This is a genomic window from Streptomyces sp. UW30 (assembly GCF_008042075.1).
Lineage (GTDB): Bacteria > Actinomycetota > Actinomycetes > Streptomycetales > Streptomycetaceae > Streptomyces.
On record NZ_RDBN01000037.1, the window covers coordinates 235,682 to 255,838 of the forward strand.

Below are 20,157 nucleotides of genomic sequence, written 5' to 3' on the forward strand. Positions count from 1 at the left end.
GGTCGGTTACTACCTGTATCCACTCGCACCTCCCCGCCTGATGACCAACACAGGCTTCATCGACACGGTCCTGGTCCACGACACCTGGGGCTCCATGGCCTCCGGCGACCTGAAGAACATGTCGAACCAGTACGCCGCGATGCCGCCGATGCCTGCGGCGCGGCCTGTGCGGCTTTCTGGGGGTGCGCGTCGCGCCTACGGTCTTGTCGTGGGCCGGGGCCGTGCCGGAGGGTGTCCGTCCTCGGCCGGACGGTTGCTGTTGGCCCTGACGTGCTGTCCCTCGACGCCCGCCGCTGCGGGTGGACGACCCCCGGCACGTCCCCTTCCCGCCGTTTGCCGCTGCGGTACCTGCCTCGGTAGCGCGTAGGGGAGCGCTCCGTACCAGACCCATGCCACCGCGTAGCCGAACGCCAGGCACATGAGGCCGCCCACCGCGTCCAGCCAGAAGTGGTTGGCCGTTGCGACGATCACCAGGAGGGTGGCCATCGGATAGAGCAGGCCCAGCACACGCACCCAGGGGATTCGTGCCAGCGCGAAGATCGTCAGGCCCGACCAGACCGACCAGCCGATGTGCATCGACGGCATCGCGGCGTACTGGTTCGACATGTTCTTCAGGTCGCCGGAGGCCATGGAGCCCCAGGTGTCGTGGACCAGGACCGTGTCGATGAAGCCTGTGTTGGTCATCAGGCGGGGAGGTGCGAGTGGATACAGGTAGTAACCGACCAGGGCCACGCCTGTTGTCGCGAAGAGGACCAGGCGGGTTGCCGCGTAGCGGCCGGGGTGGCTGCGGTAGAGCCAGATCAGGACGCCCAGGGTGACGATGAAGTGCAGGGTCGCGTAGTAGTAGTTCATCCCTACGATGAGCCAACTCACCGAATTGATCGCGTGGTTGACCGACTCCTCGACGGCCAGGCCCAGGCTGTGTTCGAGCCTCCAGAGCCAGTCGGCGTTGCGCAGCGCCTCGGACTTCTGCTCCGGGACCGCGTTGCGGATCAGTGAGTACGTCCAGTAACTCACCGCGATCAGCAGGATCTCGAACCAGAGACGGGGCCGGCGAGGGGTGCGCAGTCGGCGCAGGGGCCCCCGCCCCGTCTCGTTGGCGACAGGGTGCGGAACGGCGGCTTCCCGGCCTTCCAGTGTCGTCACGGTCGTGTCACCCATAGGCACAGAGTCTGCCAGAAAAGACTTCCCCGACCGATCATCCCTCGGTTGGGTTCGGGATGCACGTTCTACGGCCGGCGTACAGCTCCATACTCCTACCAACGCAGGGGAGGGATGCGTCTATTCTCCGACTTGCGGACGACTTGACGACTTAGGGACGATTTCTGTCACCGGGTGCCGAAGCCGTCGAACCCCGCACCACCAGCTCCGGCATGAACACGAACTCGCTGTGCGGAGCGGGAGTCCCGCCGATCTCTTCGAGCAGCGTGCGTACCGCGGCCTGGCCCATCGCCGGAACCGGCTTGCGCACCGTGGTCAGGGGCGGGTCGGTGAAGGCGATCAGCGGGGAGTCGTCGAAACCCACGACCGAGATGTCCTTGGGGACATCGAGGCTGAGTTGCCGGGCCGCCCGTATCGCACCCAGTGCCATCATGTCGCTGGCGCAGACGATCGCGGTGCAGTCACGGCCGATCAGGGCCGTCGCGGCTGCCTGGCCGCCCTCCAGCGTGTACAGGGAGTGCTGGATCAGTTCGTTCTCGATGACGTCCGTCGGCAGCTTCAGCTGGTCCTGCACGGTGCGGACGAAGCCCTCGATCTTGCGCTGGACCGGGACGAAGCGCTTGGGGCCCAGGGCCAGGCCGATGCGGGTGTGGCCCAGGGAGACGAGATGGGTCACGGCCAGGGTCATCGCCGCGCGGTCGTCGGGGGAGATGAACGGTGCCTGGACCTTGGGGGAGAAGCCGTCCACCAGGACGTAGGGGACACCCTGGGCGCGCAGTCGCTCGTAGCGCTGCATGTCGGCCGTGGTGTCGGCGTGGAGGCCGGAGACGTAGATGATGCCGGCCACTCCGCGGTCGACGAGCATCTCCGTGAGCTCGTCCTCCGTCGAGCCGCCCGGGGTCTGGGTGGCCAGCACCGGCGTGTAGCCCTGCCTGGTCAGCGCCTGGCCGATGACCTGGGCGAGGGCCGGGAATATCGGGTTCTCCAGCTCCGGGGTGATCAGGCCCACCAGGCCCTCGCTGCGCTGGCGCAGGCGTACGGGGCGTTCGTAGCCGAGTACGTCGAGTGCGGCCAGCACGGACTGGCGGGTGGTGGAGGCGACGCCCGGCTTGCCGTTGAGGACCCGGCTGACGGTCGCTTCGCTCACCCCCGCCTGCGCAGCGATGTCCGCAAGCCGTGTGGTCACGGCACTGGACTGTACCGGCCGTATGTCGCCTTGCACACCAATCGGACGCCGTGGGCGACCTGTTGACCGGCCGCGCCCGGGCTGCTGCGTCATCGCACTCCCTCGTGAACATGATGGCAAGAGCTTGCAGAGTCTTGCACAAGTGGCCTGCGGGCCGCTCTACCGCTGTAAAGAAGCGTCTCATGGCGGTCGCCGAGCGGTCACGCCCCGGTAACTTCCGCGTTCTCTTGCACTTTTTTTCTGCAAGGTCTTTCGTAAGTCTTTCAGCGCTGTTACGTTCACGTCGCCCGGCGGCCGCAACGGCGCAGTCGGCAAGACAGCAGGGAGCGGCAGACGGGGCCACCCTGCATCACACGGGCTTTCACCCTCAAGGAGAACTCATGCGGCGTGGCATAGCGGCCACCGCGCTGGTGGCGTCCCTCGCTCTTGCGGCGACGGCGTGCGGCGGCGGGGACGACAGTGGCAGCGACTCGAGCGGGCCGGTGACCCTCACGTGGTGGGACACCTCCAACGCCACCAATGAGGCGCCGACGTACCAGGCCTTGGTCAAGGAGTTCGAGGCCGCCAACAAGGACATCAAGGTCAAGTACGTCAACGTCCCCTTCGACCAGGCGCAGAACAAGTTCGACACCGCCGCCGGTTCCAAGGGCGCCCCGGACATCCTGCGCTCCGAGGTCGGCTGGACCCCCGCCTTCGCGAAGAAGGGCTTCTTCCTGCCGCTGGACGGCACCGAGGCCCTCGCCGACCAGGCCAAGTTCCAGCCCAGCCTGATCGAGCAGGCCAAGTACGAGGGCAAGACCTACGGCGCTCCGTTCACCACGGACACGCTCGCCTTCGTCTACAACAAGGACCTGTTCAAGAAGGCCGGCGTCGAGGCCCCCAAGACCTGGGACGACCTGAAGAAGGCCGCCGCCACGATCAAGGACAAGACCGGCGTCGACGGTTACTGGGGCTCCACCCAGGCCTACTACGCCCAGACGTTCCTCTACGGCGAGGGCACCGACACCGTCGACGCCGACGCCAAGAAGATCACCGTCAACTCGGCCGAGGCCAAGAAGGGCTACGGCACCTGGCTGAGCCTCTTCGACGGCAAGGGCCTGCACAAGGCCGACACCACCGCCGACGCCTACGCCCACATCCAGGAGGCGTTCGTCAGCGGCAAGGTCGCCGCGATCATGCAGGGCCCGTGGGAGATCACCAACTTCTACAAGGGCTCCGCGTTCAAGGACAAGGCCAACCTCGGCATCGCCACCGTCCCGGCCGGCTCCGCCGGCAAGGCGGGCGCCCCGACCGGCGGCCACAACCTCTCCGTGTACGCCGGCTCCGACGAGGCGCACCAGAAGGCCGCGCTGAAGTTCGTGAACTTCATGACTTCGGCGAAGGCCCAGGAGACCATCGCCCTGAAGAACAACACGCTGCCCACCCGTGACGACGCCTACACCGCCGAGGTCAAGGCCGACCCGGGCATCGCCGGCTACCAGGGCGTCCTCGCCGCCGCCCAGCCGCGCCCGGCGCTGCCCGAGTACAGCTCCCTGTGGGGCCCGCTGGACACCGAGCTGCTGAAGATCGCCGGTGGCAAGGAGTCCCTGGACAAGGGTCTGAGCAACACCGAGGTCGCCATCGCCAAGCTGGTGCCGGACTTCAGCAAGTGATCGCCAGTGGCCGCCGGGTCCTGCCCGACAGGGGGACGGGACCCGGCGGCCACCGGCCTGTGCGTAAGGCCCGCCCCCTGATCTTCCAGAAGGTGTCGAGAGAACCATGACAGTCGCCATCGACCGCGCCACCGGCAAGCGCCACGGTGACCGCGCGCCGCGGCCCGGGCTGGGCCAGCGCCTGAAGCACTCGTACCAGAAGCACTGGTACGCCTACGCGATGATCACGCCGGTGGTCGTCGTCCTCGGCGTTCTCGTGCTCTACCCGTTGGCCTACGGCTTCTACCTGACGCTCACGGACGCCAACAGCCTCAACACGGGCCGCACCATCGGCGTCAACGAGATCGAGGCCACCTACAAGTTCATCGGTCTCGACAACTACACCGACATCCTGTGGGGCGAGACCGCCTACGACCGCTTCTGGTCCCACTTCATCTGGACCATCGTGTGGACGGCCGCCTGCGTCACCCTCCACTACACGATCGGCCTCGGCCTCGCCCTGCTGCTCAACCAGAAGCTGCGCGGCCGCACCCTGTACCGGCTGATCCTGATCCTGCCGTGGGCCGTGCCGACCTTCGTCACCGTGTTCGGCTGGCGCTTCATGCTCGCCGACGGCGGAGTCATCAACTCCTTCCTGGAGACGCTCCACCTGCCGACCCCGCTGTGGCTGGAGGACACCTTCTGGCAGCGGTTCGCCGCGATCATGGTCAACACCTGGTGCGGCGTGCCGTTCATGATGCTCTCGCTGCTCGGCGGACTGCAGTCCATCGACACCACCCTCTACGAGGCCGCCGAGATGGACGGCGCGAGCAAGTGGCAGCAGTTCCGCTACGTCACCCTGCCCGGCCTGCGCTCCGTCAGCTCCACCGTCGTACTCCTCGGCATCATCTGGACCTTCAACCAGTTCGCCATCATCTTCCTGCTGTTCGGCGACACCGCCCCGGACGCCCAGATCCTTGTCACCTGGGCCTACTACCTCGGCTTCGGACAGCAGCCGCGCGACTTCGCGCAGTCGGCCGCCTACGGCATGCTGCTGCTGGCCATCCTGATCGTCTTCACCTCCTTCTACCGCCGCTGGCTGAACCGCAATGACCAGCAGCTCGCGATCTGAGGCAGGAGTCCCCATGAGCACCACTACCGCCCTGACCTCCGCCGAGGCGAAGAAGGAGAATCCCGTGGCCCCCACCCAGGGCAAGGCGCGCCGAGGCGGGCGCGGCCTCGCGGGCTCGCTCGTCTCCCACGGCATCCTGATCGTCGCGAGCCTGATCGCTCTCTTCCCGATCCTCTGGCTGGTCTTCCTGTCCCTCGGCCCGGACAAGGACGACTATCTGCACCCCGGTGACATCTGGGGGAAGATGACGCTGGACAACTACTCGTTCGTCCTGCAGGACACCAACTTCTTCGACTGGCTGACGAGCACCCTGATCGTCTCGCTCGGCACCACGGTCATCGGCGTCATGATCGCCGCCACCACCGGCTACGCCGTCTCGCGCATGCGCTTTCCGGGCTACAAGAAGTTCATGTGGGTGCTTCTGGTCACCCAGATGTTCCCGATCGCCGTCCTGATCGTGCCGATGTACCAGATCCTCTCCGAACTCCAGCTGGTCGACAGCTACCTCGGTCTGATCCTCGTCTACTGCTCGACCGCGGTGCCGTACTGCGCCTGGCTGCTCAAGGGCTACTTCGACACCATCCCGTTCGAGATCGACGAGGCCGGACGCGTCGACGGACTGAGCCCCTTCGGCACGTTCGTACGGCTGATCCTGCCGCTCGCGAAGCCCGGTCTCGCGGTCGCCGGCTTCTACAGCTTCATCACGGCCTTCGGCGAGGTCGCCTTCGCCTCGACGTTCATGCTGTCCGACACGAAGTACACCTTCGCCGTCGCCCTGCAGACCTTCGTCAGTGAGCACGACGCCCAGCGCCAGCTCATGGCCGCCACCGCGGTGCTGATCGCGATACCCGTCTCCGCCTTCTTCTACCTCGTCCAGAAGAACCTGGTGACCGGCCTCACCGCGGGCGGCACGAAGGGCTAGAACGCCGGTTCGGTAGCGCCCTGTCAGGGGCGCGGGGAACTGCGCGACCAGCCACGACGGCGCCGCACCAGAACTCGAGGCGGTCGCGGTGACCATCCGACCCCGCTGTCACCGCGACCGCCTCGTCATCACCGTTGTACGCACACCTGATCCCATGACCCCGTTACGCACAAGGACGCCATGAGCCAGCAGCACTCTGCCATCGCCCCGGCCCCGAACCCCGCCAAAGCCAAGCGCAGCGACTGGTGGCGGGACGCGGTGATCTACCAGGTCTATCCGCGCAGCTTCGCCGACAGCAACGGCGACGGCATGGGCGACCTGGAAGGCGTACGCTCCCGTCTCCCGTATCTGCGCGACCTCGGCGTCGACGCCGTGTGGCTCAGCCCCTTCTATGCCTCGCCACAGGCCGACGCCGGCTACGACGTCGCCGACTACCGGGCCGTCGACCCGATGTTCGGCAACCTGCTCGACGCGGACGCGCTGATCCGCGACGCCCGCGAGCTGGGCCTCAGGATCATCGTCGACCTGGTCCCCAACCACTCCTCCGACCACCACGAGTGGTTCAAGCGGGCCATCGCCGAGGGGCCGGGTTCCCCGCTGCGCGACCGCTACCACTTCCGTCCCGGCAAGGGCGAGAACGGCGAACTGCCGCCCAACGACTGGGAGTCCATCTTCGGCGGCCCCGCCTGGACGCGCGTCGCGGACGGGGAGTGGTATCTGCACCTCTTCGCGCCCGAGCAGCCCGACTTCAACTGGGACCACCCGGCGGTGGGCGACGAGTTCCGCTCGATTCTCCGCTTCTGGCTCGACATGGGCGTCGACGGCTTCCGTATCGACGTCGCCCACGGCCTGGTGAAGGCGGAGGGGCTGCCCGACCTTGGATCCCACGAGCAGCTCAAGCTGCTGGGCAACGATGTCATGCCGTTCTTCGACCAGGACGGTGTGCACGCGATCTACCGACAGTGGCGCACGATCCTCGACGAGTACGCGGGCGACCGCATTTTCGTGGCCGAGGCGTGGACCCCGACCGTCGAGCGCACCGCGAACTACGTCCGCCCGGACGAGCTGCACCAGGCCTTCAACTTCCAGTACCTGTCGACGGAGTGGGACGCGGAGGAGCTGCGCAAGGTCGTCGACCGCACCCTGGAGGCCATGCGCCCGGTCGGCGCCCCCGCCACCTGGGTCCTCTCCAACCACGACGTCACCCGCCACGCCACCCGGTTCGCCAACCCGCCGGGCCTCGGCACCCAGATCCGCACGGCGGGGGACCGGGAACTGGGCCTGCGACGGGCCCGGGCTGCCACCTTGCTGATGCTGGCGCTGCCCGGCTCGGCGTACATCTACCAGGGCGAGGAGCTGGGCCTCCCGGACGTCGTCGACCTGCCGGACGAGGTCCGCCAGGACCCGGCGTACTTCCGCGGCGCCGGGCAGGACGGCTTCCGCGACGGCTGCCGGGTGCCGATCCCGTGGACGCGCTCGGGATCGTCGTACGGCTTCGGTACCGGCGGCAGCTGGCTGCCGCAGCCGGAGGGCTGGGGCGAGCTGAGCGTCGAGGCGCAGACCGGCGACGCCGACTCCACCCTGGAGCTGTACCGCTCCGCGCTCGCCCTGCGCCGCACGCAGCCCGACCTGGGCGCCGGCGACGCGGTGGAGTGGCTGAAGGCGCCCGAGGGTGTCGTCGCCTTCCGGCGCGGTGAGTTCGTGTGCGTCGCGAACACCGGCGGCGAGTCGGTGACGACGACGTCGTACGGCCGTCTCCTCCTCGCCAGCGGTGAGATCAGCGAGGCGGACGGCGAGGCGAAGGTGCCGGGCGACACCACGGTGTGGTGGACGACTGCCTGACAGGCCGTCAAACGCAAATGACAGGGGCCCGCTGCCTTCTCAGGCAGCGGGCCCCTGCTCTTGCTTCCAGGGCGGCGGTAGGGAGCTCAACTACCGATGAGGGTGAGGGAGTTGAGGAGGGCGCGTCAAGGTTGCGGATGAAAGTACTTGCTATGACTTTCAACTCTCTTGCTGTAAACCTTTCGTGGCGGTACGGTCACGCCGGCGCCCGGCAACGACGCCTGGCCGTCATCGCAAGGAGTACACGCCTGTGATATCGAGATGGTCCGTCACCGCGACCGCGACCGCGCTCGCCGCCACGTCGTTGGCCCTCATGGCCCCCGGGACCACCGCGTCCGCCTCCCCGCCCGGCACCAAGGACGTCACCGCGGTGATGTTCGAGTGGAGCTTCGCCTCGGTCGCCAAGGAGTGCACGAACACCCTCGGCCCCGCCGGCTACGGCTACGTCCAGGTCTCCCCGCCCGCCGAGCACATCCAGGGCGCACAGTGGTGGACCTCGTACCAGCCGGTCAGCTACAGGATCGCCGGGCGTCTCGGTGACCGTACGGCCTTCCAGAACATGGTCAACACCTGTCACTCGGCCGGTGTGAAGGTCGTCGTCGACACCGTCATCAACCACATGTCGGCGGGCAGCGGCACCGGCACGGGCGGATCGTCGTACACCAAGTACAACTACCCGGGCCTGTACTCGTCCGCCGACTTCGACGACTGCACCAGCCAGATCAGCAACTACCAGGACCGCTGGAACGTCCAGCACTGCGAACTCGTCGGCCTCGCCGACCTGGACACCGGCGAGTCCTACGTGCGCGGCGCCATCGCCGGCTACATGAACGACCTGCTCTCGCTCGGCGTCGACGGCTTCCGCATCGACGCGGCCAAGCACATGGACGCCGCCGACCTGGCCAACATCAAGTCCCGCTTGACCAACCCTTCCGTCTACTGGAAGCAAGAGGCCATCTACGGCAGCGGCGAGGCCGTCCAGCCCACCGAGTACACGGGCAACGGCGACGTCCAGGAGTTCCGCTACGCCTACGACCTCAAGCGGGTCTTCAACAACGAGAACCTCGCCTATCTGAAGAACTACGGCGAGGGCTGGGGCTATATGAGCAGCGGCGTCTCCGGTGTCTTCGTGGACAACCACGACACCGAGCGCAATGGCTCCACCCTGAACTACAAGGACAACGCCAACTACACGCTGGCGAACGTCTTCATGCTCGCCTACCCGTACGGCGCTCCGGACATCAACTCCGGCTACGAGTTCTCCGACGCGGATGCCGGCCCACCCAACGGTGGCTCAGTGACCGCCTGTTGGCAGAACGGCTGGAAGTGCCAGCACGCCTGGCCGGAGATCAAGTCGATGGTCGCCTTCCGCAACGCCACGCGCGGCGAGTCGGTCACCAACTGGTGGGACAACGGCGCCGACGCCATCGCCTTCGGGCGGGGGAGCAAGGGCTTCGTGGCCATCAACCACGAGTCGGGCTCGCTGAGCCGCACGTACCAGACGTCCCTCGCGGCGGGCACGTACTGCAACGTGCAGAACAACACGACGGTGACGGTGAACTCCAGCGGCCAGCTCACGGCCACGCTGGGCTCCAACACGGCCCTGGCGGTCTACTCCGGCAAGTCGAGCTGCTGAGTGCCCAACTGAAAGTTTTTGCCGATGGTTTCAAGCCTCTTGCTGTAATCCTTACGGCGGCGATACGTTTCGCGCGGGGTCGGACCCACAGAGCCGTAATCGCTAGGAGCCCATCTGTGATATCGAGATGGCCATCGCCGTCGAGGCGGCGAACCACCCATGTCGGACGGGTCGCTGCGGTCGTCGTGACCGCGCTGACCGCAGCACTCGTCCAGCCTCTCGTGGCGCGGGCCGAGACGCCGCCCGCGCCCCCGTCCGACGCCAGGCTCGCTGCCGAGCCCGCCCGGCACGACGCCACCCGTGAGCAGTTCTACTTCGTCCTGCCGGACCGTTTCGCCAATGGCGACACGGGCAACGACAAGGGCGGTCTGACCGGTTCGCGCCTGGCCACCGGCTACGACCCCACCGACAAGGGTTTCTACCAGGGCGGTGACCTCAAGGGCCTGACCAAGCGCCTGGACTACATCAAGGGCCTCGGCACCACCTCCATCTGGATGGCCCCGATCTTCAAGAACCAGCCCGTGCAGGGGACGGGGAGCAACGCCTCCGCCGCCTACCACGGCTACTGGATCACCGACTTCACCCAGGTCGACCCGCACTTCGGCACCAACAAGGACCTTCAGACCCTCATCTCCAAGGCCCACGCCAAGGGCATGAAGGTCTTCTTCGACGTCATCACCAACCACACGGCGGATGTCGTCGACTATGAGGAGAAGTCTTACGACTACCTCTCCAAGGGTGCCTTTCCGTATCTGACCAAGGACGGCAAGCCGTTCGACGACGCGGACTACGCGGACGGAAGGTCAGGGTTCCCGGCCGTCGACGCCGACTCCTTCCCGCGCACGCCGACCGTCCCCGCCGCGAAGAAGAACCTCAAGGTCCCGTCGTGGCTCAACGACCCGGCGATGTACCACAACCGGGGCGACTCGACCTTCGCCGGCGAGAGCTCCGCCCACGGCGACTTCTCCGGCCTCGACGACCTGTGGACCGAGCMCCCCGAGGTCGTCAGCGGCATGGAGCGGATCTACCAGCGCTGGGTCAGGGACTTCGACATCGACGGCTTCCGTATCGACACGGTGAAGCACGTCAACATGGAGTTCTGGACGCAGTGGGCCACGGCCCTCGACTCCTACGCGGCCAAGCGGGGCCGTGACGACTTCTTCATGTTCGGCGAGGTCTACTCCGCCGACACGTCGATCACCTCGCCGTACGTCACCCAGGGCCGCCTCGACGCCACGCTCGACTTCCCCTTCCAGGAAGCGGCCCGGCAGTACGCCTCCCAGGGCGGCAGCGCGAAGAAGCTCGCGGGCGTCTTCGGCGACGACTACAAGTACACGACCGACAAGGCCAACGCCTACGAGCAGGTCACCTTCCTCGGCAACCACGACATGGGGCGCATCGGGTACTTCCTGAACCAGGACAACCCGAAGGCCACCGACGCCGAGCTGCTCAAGAAGGACGAGCTCGCCAACGAGCTGATGTTCCTCAGCCGCGGCAACCCGGTCGTCTACTACGGCGACGAACAGGGCTTCACCGGCGCCGGCGGCGACAAGGACGCCCGCCAGACCCTGTTCGCCTCGAAGACCGCCGACTACCTCGACGACGACCAGATCGGCACCGACCGCACCCACGCGAGCGACGCCTACGACACGAGCGCACCGCTGTACGAGCAGATCAGCGCGCTCTCCAAGCTCCGCAAGGCCAACCCGGCCCTCGCCGACGGCGTCCAGACCGAGCGCTACGCGGCCGACGGCGCAGGCATCTACGCCTTCTCCCGTACCGACGCCCGCACGGGCACCGAGTACGTCGTCGCCTTCAACAACGCGGGCGAGGCGAAGACGGCGACCTTCGCGACCGGTTCGGCCGGCATGGCGTTCAAGGGGATCCACGGCACCGACGCGACCGTCACGTCCGATGCCGGCAAGAAGGTCACCGTCACCGTTCCGGTCGGCTCGGCGATCGTCCTCAAGGCGGCCGGCAGGCCCGCCAAGCCCGCGACCGAGCCGACCATCGCGCTGAAGGCCCCGGCCACCGGCGCCACCGGCACGGTCGAGATCGGCGCCGATGTCGACGGCGGACAGCTCAACCGGGTCGTCTTCGCCGCGCAGGTCGGAAACGGCAAGTGGAAGACCCTCGGCTCCGCCGACCATGCCCCGTACAAGGTCACCCAGGCCATCGGCGCAGGCGTACCGGCCGGAACGGCCCTGCGCTACAAGGCGGTCGTGATCGACTCGGCCGGCCGCACGGCGAGCGCGACGGCTGCCTCCACCACCGGCACCCCGCCCGTCCCGGAGGCGCGGTGGTAGTGCAGGACGGCCTTGGACTTGTCCGGGGCCGGGTAGTCGGCCGCCGGCTTCTCCGTGCGGACGGCCTCCTCCCGCGACTACGCGATCGTCCACTACAAGCGCGCCGACGGCGACTACGCGAACTGGGGCCTGTACGCCTGGGGCGACCTCGCCGAGGGCGAGTCCACCAACTGGCCGGACAGCCACCCCTTCGTCGGCCGCGACTCCTACGGCGCCTTCGCCTACGTCAAGCTGAAGCCGGGCGCCTCCAGCGTCGGCTACCTCGTCATCGACAAGGACGGCAACAAGGACGTCTCCGCCGACCGCACGATCGACGTCACCAAGACGGGCGAGATCTGGGTCGAGCAGGGCAAGGAGGCCGTCCGCACGGAGAAGCCGGCGGCCGACTACCCGGCCCCGGACAAGTCCAAGGCCGTCCTGCACTACCACCGCGCCGACGGGAACTACGACGGCTGGGGACTGCACACCTGGACGGGTGCCGCGAACCCCACCGAGTGGTCGAACCCCCTGAAGCCGGTCAAGACTGACAGTTATGGTGCGGTCTTCGAGGTACCGCTCACCGACGGTGCCACCAGTCTCAGCTACATCCTCCACAAGGGCGACGAGAAGGACCTGCCCGCCGACCAGTCGCTCGACCTCACGGCGAACGGCCACGAGGTGTGGCTGTTGAGCGGCCAGGAGAAGTACCTGCTCCCGCAGCCCGCCGGCTCCGCGGCCGCGCTCGACCTGACGACCTCCAAGGCCGTCTGGATCGACCGGAACACGATCGCCTGGAACGGCTCCGAGGCCGCCGCGTCCACCCAGCTCCTGTACAGCCGGGACGGCTCGATCGCCGTCAAGGACGGGGCGCTGACCAGCGACGACGAGCGATGGCTGCGGCTGTCCAAGACGTCCCTCACCGACGCCCAGAAGGCGAAGTTCCCGCACCTGAAGGACTACACCGCCTGGTCCGTCGACCCGCGCGACCGCGACCGGGTCCGCGCGGCCCTGAACGGCCAGATCGTGGCGTCCCAGCGCGCCGCCAACGGGGCTGTACTGGCCGCGACCGGCGTGCAGATCGCCGGAGTGCTCGACGACCTCTACCCCGCGGCGACGAAGGCGGACCTCGGGCCGACCTTCGACAAGGGCCGTCCGACGCTGGCCGTCTGGGCGCCCACGGCACAGTCGGTGAAGCTGGAGATCGGCGACTCCACCGTCGCCATGAAGCGGAACGACACCACCGGCGTCTGGTCCGTCACCGGCCCCAGGTCCTGGAAGGGCAAGTCCTACCGGTACGCCGTGCAGGTCTGGGCGCCCAGCGTCGGCAAGGTCGTCACCAACAAGGTCACCGACCCCTACTCGGTCGCCCTCACCGCCAACTCCCTGCGCAGCCTCGTCGTCGACCTCGACGACCGGACGCTGGCGCCGACGGGCTGGTCGACGTACACCAAGCCCAAGGCGGTGCCGCTGAAAGACGCGCAGATTCAGGAGCTGCACGTCCGGGACTTCTCGGTGGCGGACAAGACCGTGGCCGCGAAGGACAAGGGCACCTACCTCGCCTTCACCGACAAGCTCAGCGACGGCTCCAAGCACCTGAAGAAGCTGGCCGAGGCGGGCACGTCGTACGTCCATCTGCTGCCGGCCTTCGACATCGCCACCATCCCCGAGAAGAAGTCCGACCAGGCGAGCCCCGACTGCGACCTCGCCTCCTTCCCGGCCGACTCCGACAAGCAGCAGGAGTGCGTGGCGAAGGCCGCCGCGAAGGACGCCTACAACTGGGGCTACGACCCGTACCACTACACGGTCCCCGAGGGTTCGTACTCCTCCGACCCGGACGGCACCGCGCGTACCGTCGAGTTCCGCAGAATGGTCAAGGCGCTGAACGAGGACGGCCTGCGCGTCGTCATGGACGTCGTCTACAACCACACCGCGGCGAGCGGCCAGGCGGACACCAGCGTCCTCGACCGGATCGTGCCCGGCTACTACCAGCGGCTCCTTCCCGACGGTTCGGTCGCCAACAGCACCTGCTGTGCCAACACCGCCACCGAGAACGCCATGATGGGCAAGCTGGTCGTCGACTCGATCGTCACCTGGGCCAAGAAGTACAAGGTCGACGGCTTCCGCTTCGACCTCATGGGCCACCACCCGAAGGCCAACATCCTGGCGGTCAGGAAGGCCCTCGACGGGCTGACCCTCGCCAAGGACGGCGTCGACGGCAAGAAGATCATCCTGTACGGCGAGGGCTGGAACTTCGGCGAGGTCGCCGACGACGCCCGGTTCGTCCAGGCCACGCAGAAGAACATGGCCGGCACCGGCATCGCGACCTTCTCCGACCGCGCCCGTGACGCGGTGCGCGGCGGCGGCCCCTTCGACGAGGACCCGGGCATCCAGGGCTTCGCGTCCGGGCTGTACACCGAGCCCAACTCGTCGAAGAACAACGGCACCGAGGCGGAGCAGAAGGCGCGCCTGCTGCACTACCAGGACCTGATCAAGGTCGGCCTGTCCGGCAACCTCGCCGACTACCGCTTCACCGACACGGCGGGCAAGGACGTCAAGGGCTCCGAGGTCGACTACAACGGCGCACCCGCCGGCTACGCGGCCGCCCCCGGCGACGCCCTCGCCTACGCGGACGCGCACGACAACGAGTCGCTGTTCGACGCGCTGACGTACAAGCTGCCCGCCACCACGAGCGCGGCCGACCGTGCCCGGATGCAGGTCCTCGCCATGGCCACGGCGACCCTGTCGCAGGGCCCGGCGCTCTCCCAGGCCGGCACCGACCTGCTGCGCTCGAAGTCCCTCGACCGCAACTCCTACGACAGCGGCGACTGGTTCAACGCCATCCACTGGAACTGCGCCGACGGCAACGGCTTCGGGCGGGGGCTGCCGATGGCGGCCGACAACCAGTCCAAGTGGCCGTACGCCAAGCCCCTGTTGAGCGGCGTCAAGGTCGGCTGCGAGCAGATCGAGGGCTCCTCGACGGCGTACCGCGACCTGCTGCGGATCCGCTCGACGGAGAGCGCCTTCTCCCTCGGCACGGCCGAGCAGGTGCAGTCGAAGCTGTCCTTCCCGCTGTCCGGCAAGGAGGAGACGCCCGGCGTGATCACCATGCGGCTCGGTGACCTCGTCGTCGTCTTCAACGCCACGCCCGACCGGCAGGAGCAGCGGGTCGCCTCGCTCGCCGGCGACGGGTACCGGCTGCATCCGGTGCAGGCCTCGGGCGCGGACCCTATCGTCAAGTCCGCTTCCTACGACGAGGAAACGGGCACGTTCGCCATTCCGGGGCGCACAGTCGCGGTCTTCACCCGAGCCCTCTGATACGGCACTAACTTGAGTGGGGCGGCCCGGTCACGGGTCGCCCCCTCACGCGTATCCAAGGGCTGCTTACGATGAAAAATGACGTCAAGCAGTGGGGCGCGACCGTGATGGTCGTCGACGACGTCCCGTCCAACCGCTACGCCATGGGCGCCGTGCTGCGCCGCGCGGGCCATCACGTCGTGCCGGTCGCGAGCGCGGGCGAGGCACTGAGTGAACTCGACATACGGCTGCGGGCGGGCGCCCTGCCCGACGTGGCCCTCGTCGACGTCGGGCTGCCGGACATGAGCGGCTTCGAACTGTGCCGCCGGGTCAAGTCCCGGCCGTCCACGGCCGCGCTGCCCGTCGTCCACTTCTCCGCGACGGCCGTGGACGCGAAGGACCGGTGCCAAGGACTCGACGCGGGCGCCGACGCCTACCTGACCGTGCCGGCCGAACCGAGGGAGATCCAGGCCGTCGTGCAGGCGGCGGTCCGCAGGGCACGCGGGCGCACCGCCGCCGAGGCGCTCGCCGACCGGCTGACGCTGCTGTCCGAGACCATCGTCGCCGTGCAGACGGCGCGCTGCCTGGGGGAGCTGGCCGACGCGGCAGCCGCGGGCGCGGCCCGGCTGACCGGGACACCGGCGGTCGTCTTCGTGATCGGCCCGGACGGCGAAGCCCACCACGGCACGTCGCGCAGTCGGCTCGCCCTGTCCGACGCGGGCCCGCACCAGGCCGCGGCCCGGCTGATCACGCGCATCGCAGGCCGGCAGGCCGGCGTGCACAGCACCGTCGTCCCGGCGCCCCTGTGGCCGACGGGCCTCTTCCGGCCCGGCGCCCGGGACGACGCCCACTTGGTGCTGGCGTCGGCCAAGGAGGGCCGAGCCCGGGTATGCATCGCAACACCGGCAAGTACAGCGCCCCTCAGGGGCGCGACCAGCCACGACGAGCCCGCGGACCGCCGGCGGCACAACGCGGCACTGCCTGACGCGGCACTTCCCGTGGAGCGCCTCGCCCAGGCCACCGCGCTCGCCGCCGAGCCGCTGCTCATGTACCAGGCGGAGCGGCACATCGCCCTCACGCTTCAGCACAGCTTCCTGCCCCAGCCGCACCGGCTGCCCCATCTGCCCGGCGTCGAGCTCGTCGTGCGGTACGTGCCCGCCTCCCGGCAGACCGAGATCGGCGGGGACTTCTACGCCGCCCTGCGTACCCGGGACGGGGTGCTCACCGCGGTCGGGGACGTCGTCGGGCACTCGCTGGACGCGGCCACCGTCATGGTCGAGATCCGCCACGCGCTGCGCGCCTACTGCGTCGAGGAGAGCGACCCGCGCGCACTGGCCGAACGGCTCGACCGGATGCTGCTGCACTACCACCCCGAGGTCACCGCCACGGTCTGCCTGGCCCTGGTCGACCCCGGCACCGGGCTGGTCCGGATCGCCAACGCGGGGCACATTCCGCCGGTGCTCGTGCGGGAGGACGGCAAGGCCGAGTACGTCCCGGTGGACGGCCCGCTGCTCGGGCTCGCCCTCGACCGGCCCGAGCCGAGCGAGCTGGTCCTGACCCGGCGGGACCGCCTCCTGATGGTCACCGACGGTCTCATCGAGACCCGCGGCATCGACCTCGCCACCTCCATGGAGCAGCTGCGCACGGCCGCCGGCGACGCCCCGGCCGGCCTCGACGCGCTGTGCGACACCCTGCTGGGCTGCTTCGGGCACGACCGGGAGGACGACATCGCGATGCTGGCGCTGCGGTTAGGGTGAGCGCTGCCGTCGTAGAACAGGAGTGCTCATGCCGCAGATCACCGTCGACTACTCCCACACGCTGGGTTCCGCCTTCGACCGGGAGGGTTTCGCGCGGGCGCTGCACACCGCGACGGTCGAGATCGCGGCGGCGAGGCCCGAGGCGTGCAAGACGCAGTTCCGCCGGAGCGAGTACACGGCGTTCGGCTACGAGGACCCCGAGGACCAGCTCCACGCCATCGTGCACGTCACGATCGGGCTGCTCGCCGGCCGCACCGACGAGACCAAGGCGAAGCTGACCGAGACCGTACTGGAGCTGCTGAAGAAGCACGTGGAGGACGACGGGCTCGTCCTGCACACCTCGGCGGAGGTGCGTGAACTCGACGCGTCGTACCGGAAGTTCGAGCGCTAGGGCCTGTCGTTTGGATCAGGCCGGCTGAGAGAGGCTGCGCCTTTCAGCGGACCCGAGCGGGGCCTGGTGCGTGCAGCTGCAAGGCGGAGGAGGGCGGCGACGCGATGGGGGTCCCCGCGCGAGCTCGCTCGAGCGTGGGGGAGTCGGCGACCGACGACAACGCGGCTGGGGGTCCCCCCTGCTCGAAGAGCTTGGGGGAGTGCGTGCCAGGGCCCGCGACGCCGGGATGATCCAAACGACAGGTCCTAGAGGCTCACGACGCCAGGGCGATCAGCCGGGTGACCAGGTCGGCGAACGGCCCGTCGGCCGGCTCCTCCTTCAGCATGCCGCGCAGCAGCATGCCCATCTCCTCGTCCTGGGCGGCGCTCACGGCGGCCAGCGCGGCGAAGTCGTGCACGAGCTGGACCTCCAGCTCGCCGCGCGGGATGCGCCGGCCGTCCAGCCAGATCAGCGCCGTCGACTCGGCGAGCGAGATCCAGGAGCGGACGACCAGTTCCAGGCGCGCGGGCGGATTCTCCACGCCCAGATGCGAAACGATTTGGACATAAGCGGCCTGCCGCACGGAGTCGATCAGTGCGTTCGTCGCCGTGGAGCCGACGGCCGGACCGCCGCGCATCAGCGCCGAGAAACCGGGGCCGTGGTCGTCGACGAAGTCGAAGAACCGCCGCATCACCCGCAGCAGCCGCGCCCCCAGCGGCCCCTCGTGCGGTTCGACGAACCGGCCCGCGAGTTCCTCCGACGCACGCTTCAACGCGGCTTCGTACAGGCTGAGTTTGCCGGGGAAGTAGTGGTAGACCAGCGGCCGTGAGATGCCCGCGGCCGCGGCTATCTCGTCGATGGAGACATCGTCGGGCGAGCGCTGGCTGAACAGGTCGAGGGCGACGCCGATCAACTGCTGCCGTCGCTCCTCGACTCCCATTCTTCGCCGTACCCCGGTAGTCATGCGAACACCTTACCGATCGATTCCGGCCCCGAACGGACCGGACCGACCACGGGCGTTCACATGTCGAGTACGAGTCGATCACCCCGCGCCCGTGACACACAGATCAGCATGGAGTCGCCGCGCTCCGCGTCGGTCAGCAGCTCGTCCCGGTGATCCACCTCGCCCGCCAGCACCCGCTGTTGGCAGGTCCCGCAGAAGCCCTGCTCGCAGGAGTACGCCGTGTTCGGCAACTCGGCGCGTACGGCGGCCAGTACGGTCGAGTCGGCAGGCACGGTCAACGTCCGCCCACTGCGCCGGAGTTCGACCTCGAAGGCACCGCCGGTCGAGGTACGGGGCGTGAACCGCTCCAGCAGCACCCGCGGGAACCGCTCCTGCACCGCGGCCATCAGCCCTTCCGGCCCACAGCAGTAGACGGCGGCCCCCTCGGGCACGTCCGCGAGGAGCGCGTCGAGGTCGGGCACCCCCTCCACGACCGTCACACGGTCCGCGCCCAGCTTCTCGACCTCCTCCAGGAACGGCATCGAGGCGCGGTCGCGTCCGCAGTACAGCAGCCGCCACTCGACGCCGTCCGGCAGCGCCCGCAGCATCGGCAGGACGGGCGTGATCCCGATACCGCCGGCGACGAAGACGTACGACGCGGCCTCGACGAGCGGGAAACGGTTCCGCGGCCCCCGCACCTCCAGCTCCATGCCTTCGCGGACCTGCTCGTGCACCTCGCGCGAGCCGCCCCGCCCGTCCGGGACCAGCCTGGTCGCCACGGTGTACGACGAGGCGTCCTCCGGGTCGCCGCACAGCGAGTACTGCCGCACCAGCCCCGACGGCAGCACCAGGTCGAGATGCGCACCGGGCTCCCAGCGCGGCAGGTCGTGCCCTTCGAGGCGCAGCTGTACGACCCCCTCGGCGACCTCCTCGCGCGCGGCCACCAGCACCCGCAACGCCCGCGAGCGGGGCCGCCCGGAGATCGGCTCCTCCAGGGCGGGCATCGGCCACAGCGGCGAGGTCCGGATACGGCGCCGCATCGCCCGCCGGACGAGCAGGGCGGTCCCGGCGACGACGGCCACGGTGCTCAGCTTCGGCATCAGGCGGCACCCTTCGCGGACTTCTCGGCTGCCTCGGCGGCCAGCGCGGCGGGGGAGGAGGCCAGGTAGGCGACGGCCTGCTCGGTGGAACCCTCCTGCGAGGGGTGATACGCACGGCTCAGATACGTCGGGATCGACCTGAGCATGTCCCCGGTGGTGGGGAGCGTGCCGCGCCTGCCCCGGACGTAGAAGTCCTTGAACGAGGCGCGGCCGTCGATGAGCGTAGGGTCGTTCTCCATGAAGAACCGCGCCCCCCGCTGCCACAGGAACACCAGGGCCGTGAACGCGGCGGCCCAGGTGCGCACCCGCCGCCGGTAGCCGCCGTCGACGTGCATGAACAGGTCGAAGGCGACCGACCGGTGCTCGACCTCCTCGGCGCCGTGCCAGCGCAGCAGGTCCAGCATGGTCGGGTCGGCGCCCCGGCGGTCCAGCTCCTCGGCGTTGAGTACCCAGTCGCCGAGGAAGGCGGTGTAGTGCTCGATGGCCGCGATCAGCGCCACCCGCTCCATCAGCCACCAGCGGCGTGCCCGGCCCGGCGGCAGCGTGCGGTCGCCCAGCAGCTTCTCGAAGAACCAGTCGACCTGGGCGGTGTACGGCGTCGGGTCGAGCCCCTGCTCACGCAGATGCGGCAGTACCTCGTCGTGGGCCTGCGAGTGCATCGCCTCCTGCCCGATGAACCCGAGCACGTCCTCGCGCAGTCGCTCGTCCCGTATGTACGGCAGCACCTGCTTGTAGACATGCACGAACCACCGCTCACCGGCCGGCAGGAGCAGATGCAGCACGTTGATGGTGTGCGTGCTGAACGGGTCCCCCGGCACCCAGTGCAACGGGGTGTCGTCCCAGGAGAAGGACACCTTGCGGGCCTTGAGGGGCACGCGGTCCTGCGTGTTAGACATGG

The 20,157-nt window shown here is 68.7% G+C and carries 12 protein-coding genes and 2 pseudogenes; 9 read left to right on the top strand and 5 right to left on the bottom strand.

Annotation, left to right across the window (positions count from 1 at the left end):
• Window positions 1-151: pseudogene (locus EAO75_RS48635) on the top strand (phosphatase PAP2 family protein); the annotation flags it as partial.
• Between the two features lie 44 nt (window positions 152-195).
• Here the strand turns inward: EAO75_RS48635 and EAO75_RS19635 are convergent.
• Both EAO75_RS19635 and EAO75_RS19640 read right to left on the bottom strand, forming a co-directional pair.
• The gene (locus EAO75_RS19635; protein ID WP_147996384.1) at window positions 196-1,161 is read right to left on the bottom strand and encodes a phosphatase PAP2 family protein; all 966 of its coding nucleotides are present in this window, start codon (window positions 1,159-1,161) and stop codon (window positions 196-198) included.
• 151 nt (window positions 1,162-1,312) lie between these two features.
• Window positions 1,313-2,347 carry a LacI family DNA-binding transcriptional regulator gene (locus tag EAO75_RS19640; RefSeq protein ID WP_261989363.1) on the bottom strand — a complete coding sequence of 345 codons (1,035 nt, stop codon included), beginning with the start codon at window positions 2,345-2,347 and terminating at the stop codon, window positions 1,313-1,315.
• A 380-nt stretch (window positions 2,348-2,727) separates the two neighbouring features.
• Here EAO75_RS19640 and EAO75_RS19645 point away from each other — a divergent pair, with 380 nt between their 5' ends.
• The 8 genes and pseudogenes from EAO75_RS19645 to EAO75_RS19680 all read left to right on the top strand — a co-directional run bounded on the left by EAO75_RS19645 (window position 2,728) and on the right by EAO75_RS19680 (window position 17,237).
• Window positions 2,728-3,999 carry an extracellular solute-binding protein gene (locus tag EAO75_RS19645; RefSeq protein WP_147996386.1) on the top strand — a complete coding sequence of 424 codons (1,272 nt, stop codon included), beginning with the start codon at window positions 2,728-2,730 and terminating at the stop codon, window positions 3,997-3,999.
• A gap of 106 nt (window positions 4,000-4,105) precedes the next feature.
• Entirely contained in the window at window positions 4,106-5,110 is a 1,005-nt protein-coding gene (locus tag EAO75_RS19650) for a carbohydrate ABC transporter permease (protein WP_147996387.1), read from the top strand.
• Between the two features lie 13 nt (window positions 5,111-5,123).
• Window positions 5,124-6,032, top strand: coding sequence for a sugar ABC transporter permease (locus tag EAO75_RS19655; protein WP_147996388.1), 909 nt, complete (start codon window positions 5,124-5,126; stop codon window positions 6,030-6,032).
• A gap of 180 nt (window positions 6,033-6,212) precedes the next feature.
• Window positions 6,213-7,874, top strand: a complete 1,662-nt coding sequence (locus tag EAO75_RS19660; RefSeq protein WP_147996389.1) for a glycoside hydrolase family 13 protein — start codon at window positions 6,213-6,215, stop codon at window positions 7,872-7,874.
• A gap of 250 nt (window positions 7,875-8,124) precedes the next feature.
• A complete protein-coding gene (locus EAO75_RS19665) occupies window positions 8,125-9,510 on the top strand; it encodes an alpha-amylase (protein ID WP_410092463.1) in 1,386 nt (461 codons plus the stop codon).
• A 116-nt stretch (window positions 9,511-9,626) separates the two neighbouring features.
• A pseudogene (gene pulA / locus EAO75_RS19670) lies at window positions 9,627-15,110 on the top strand (pullulanase-type alpha-1,6-glucosidase).
• Between the two features lie 71 nt (window positions 15,111-15,181).
• Window positions 15,182-16,846: a SpoIIE family protein phosphatase gene (locus EAO75_RS19675; protein WP_147996390.1), complete on the top strand. Its 1,665-nt coding sequence runs from the start codon at window positions 15,182-15,184 to the stop codon at window positions 16,844-16,846.
• A 28-nt stretch (window positions 16,847-16,874) separates the two neighbouring features.
• Window positions 16,875-17,237 carry a 5-carboxymethyl-2-hydroxymuconate Delta-isomerase gene (locus tag EAO75_RS19680; RefSeq protein WP_147996391.1) on the top strand — a complete coding sequence of 121 codons (363 nt, stop codon included), beginning with the start codon at window positions 16,875-16,877 and terminating at the stop codon, window positions 17,235-17,237.
• 253 nt (window positions 17,238-17,490) lie between these two features.
• Here EAO75_RS19680 and EAO75_RS19685 read toward each other — a convergent pair whose 3' ends face one another.
• The 3 genes from EAO75_RS19685 to EAO75_RS19695 are packed head-to-tail and all read right to left on the bottom strand — an operon-like array spanning window position 17,491 to window position 20,155.
• Window positions 17,491-18,180, bottom strand: coding sequence for a TetR/AcrR family transcriptional regulator (locus EAO75_RS19685; RefSeq protein WP_147996392.1), 690 nt, complete (start codon window positions 18,178-18,180; stop codon window positions 17,491-17,493).
• A gap of 56 nt (window positions 18,181-18,236) precedes the next feature.
• On the bottom strand, window positions 18,237-19,259 hold the full coding sequence (locus EAO75_RS19690; protein ID WP_147996393.1) for a PDR/VanB family oxidoreductase: 1,023 nt from the start codon (window positions 19,257-19,259) through the stop codon (window positions 18,237-18,239).
• A complete protein-coding gene (locus EAO75_RS19695; protein WP_147996394.1) occupies window positions 19,259-20,155 on the bottom strand; it encodes a metal-dependent hydrolase in 897 nt (298 codons plus the stop codon). The genes EAO75_RS19690 and EAO75_RS19695 overlap by 1 nt, the downstream gene beginning before the upstream one ends.
• Window positions 20,156-20,157: the final 2 nt, after the last annotated feature.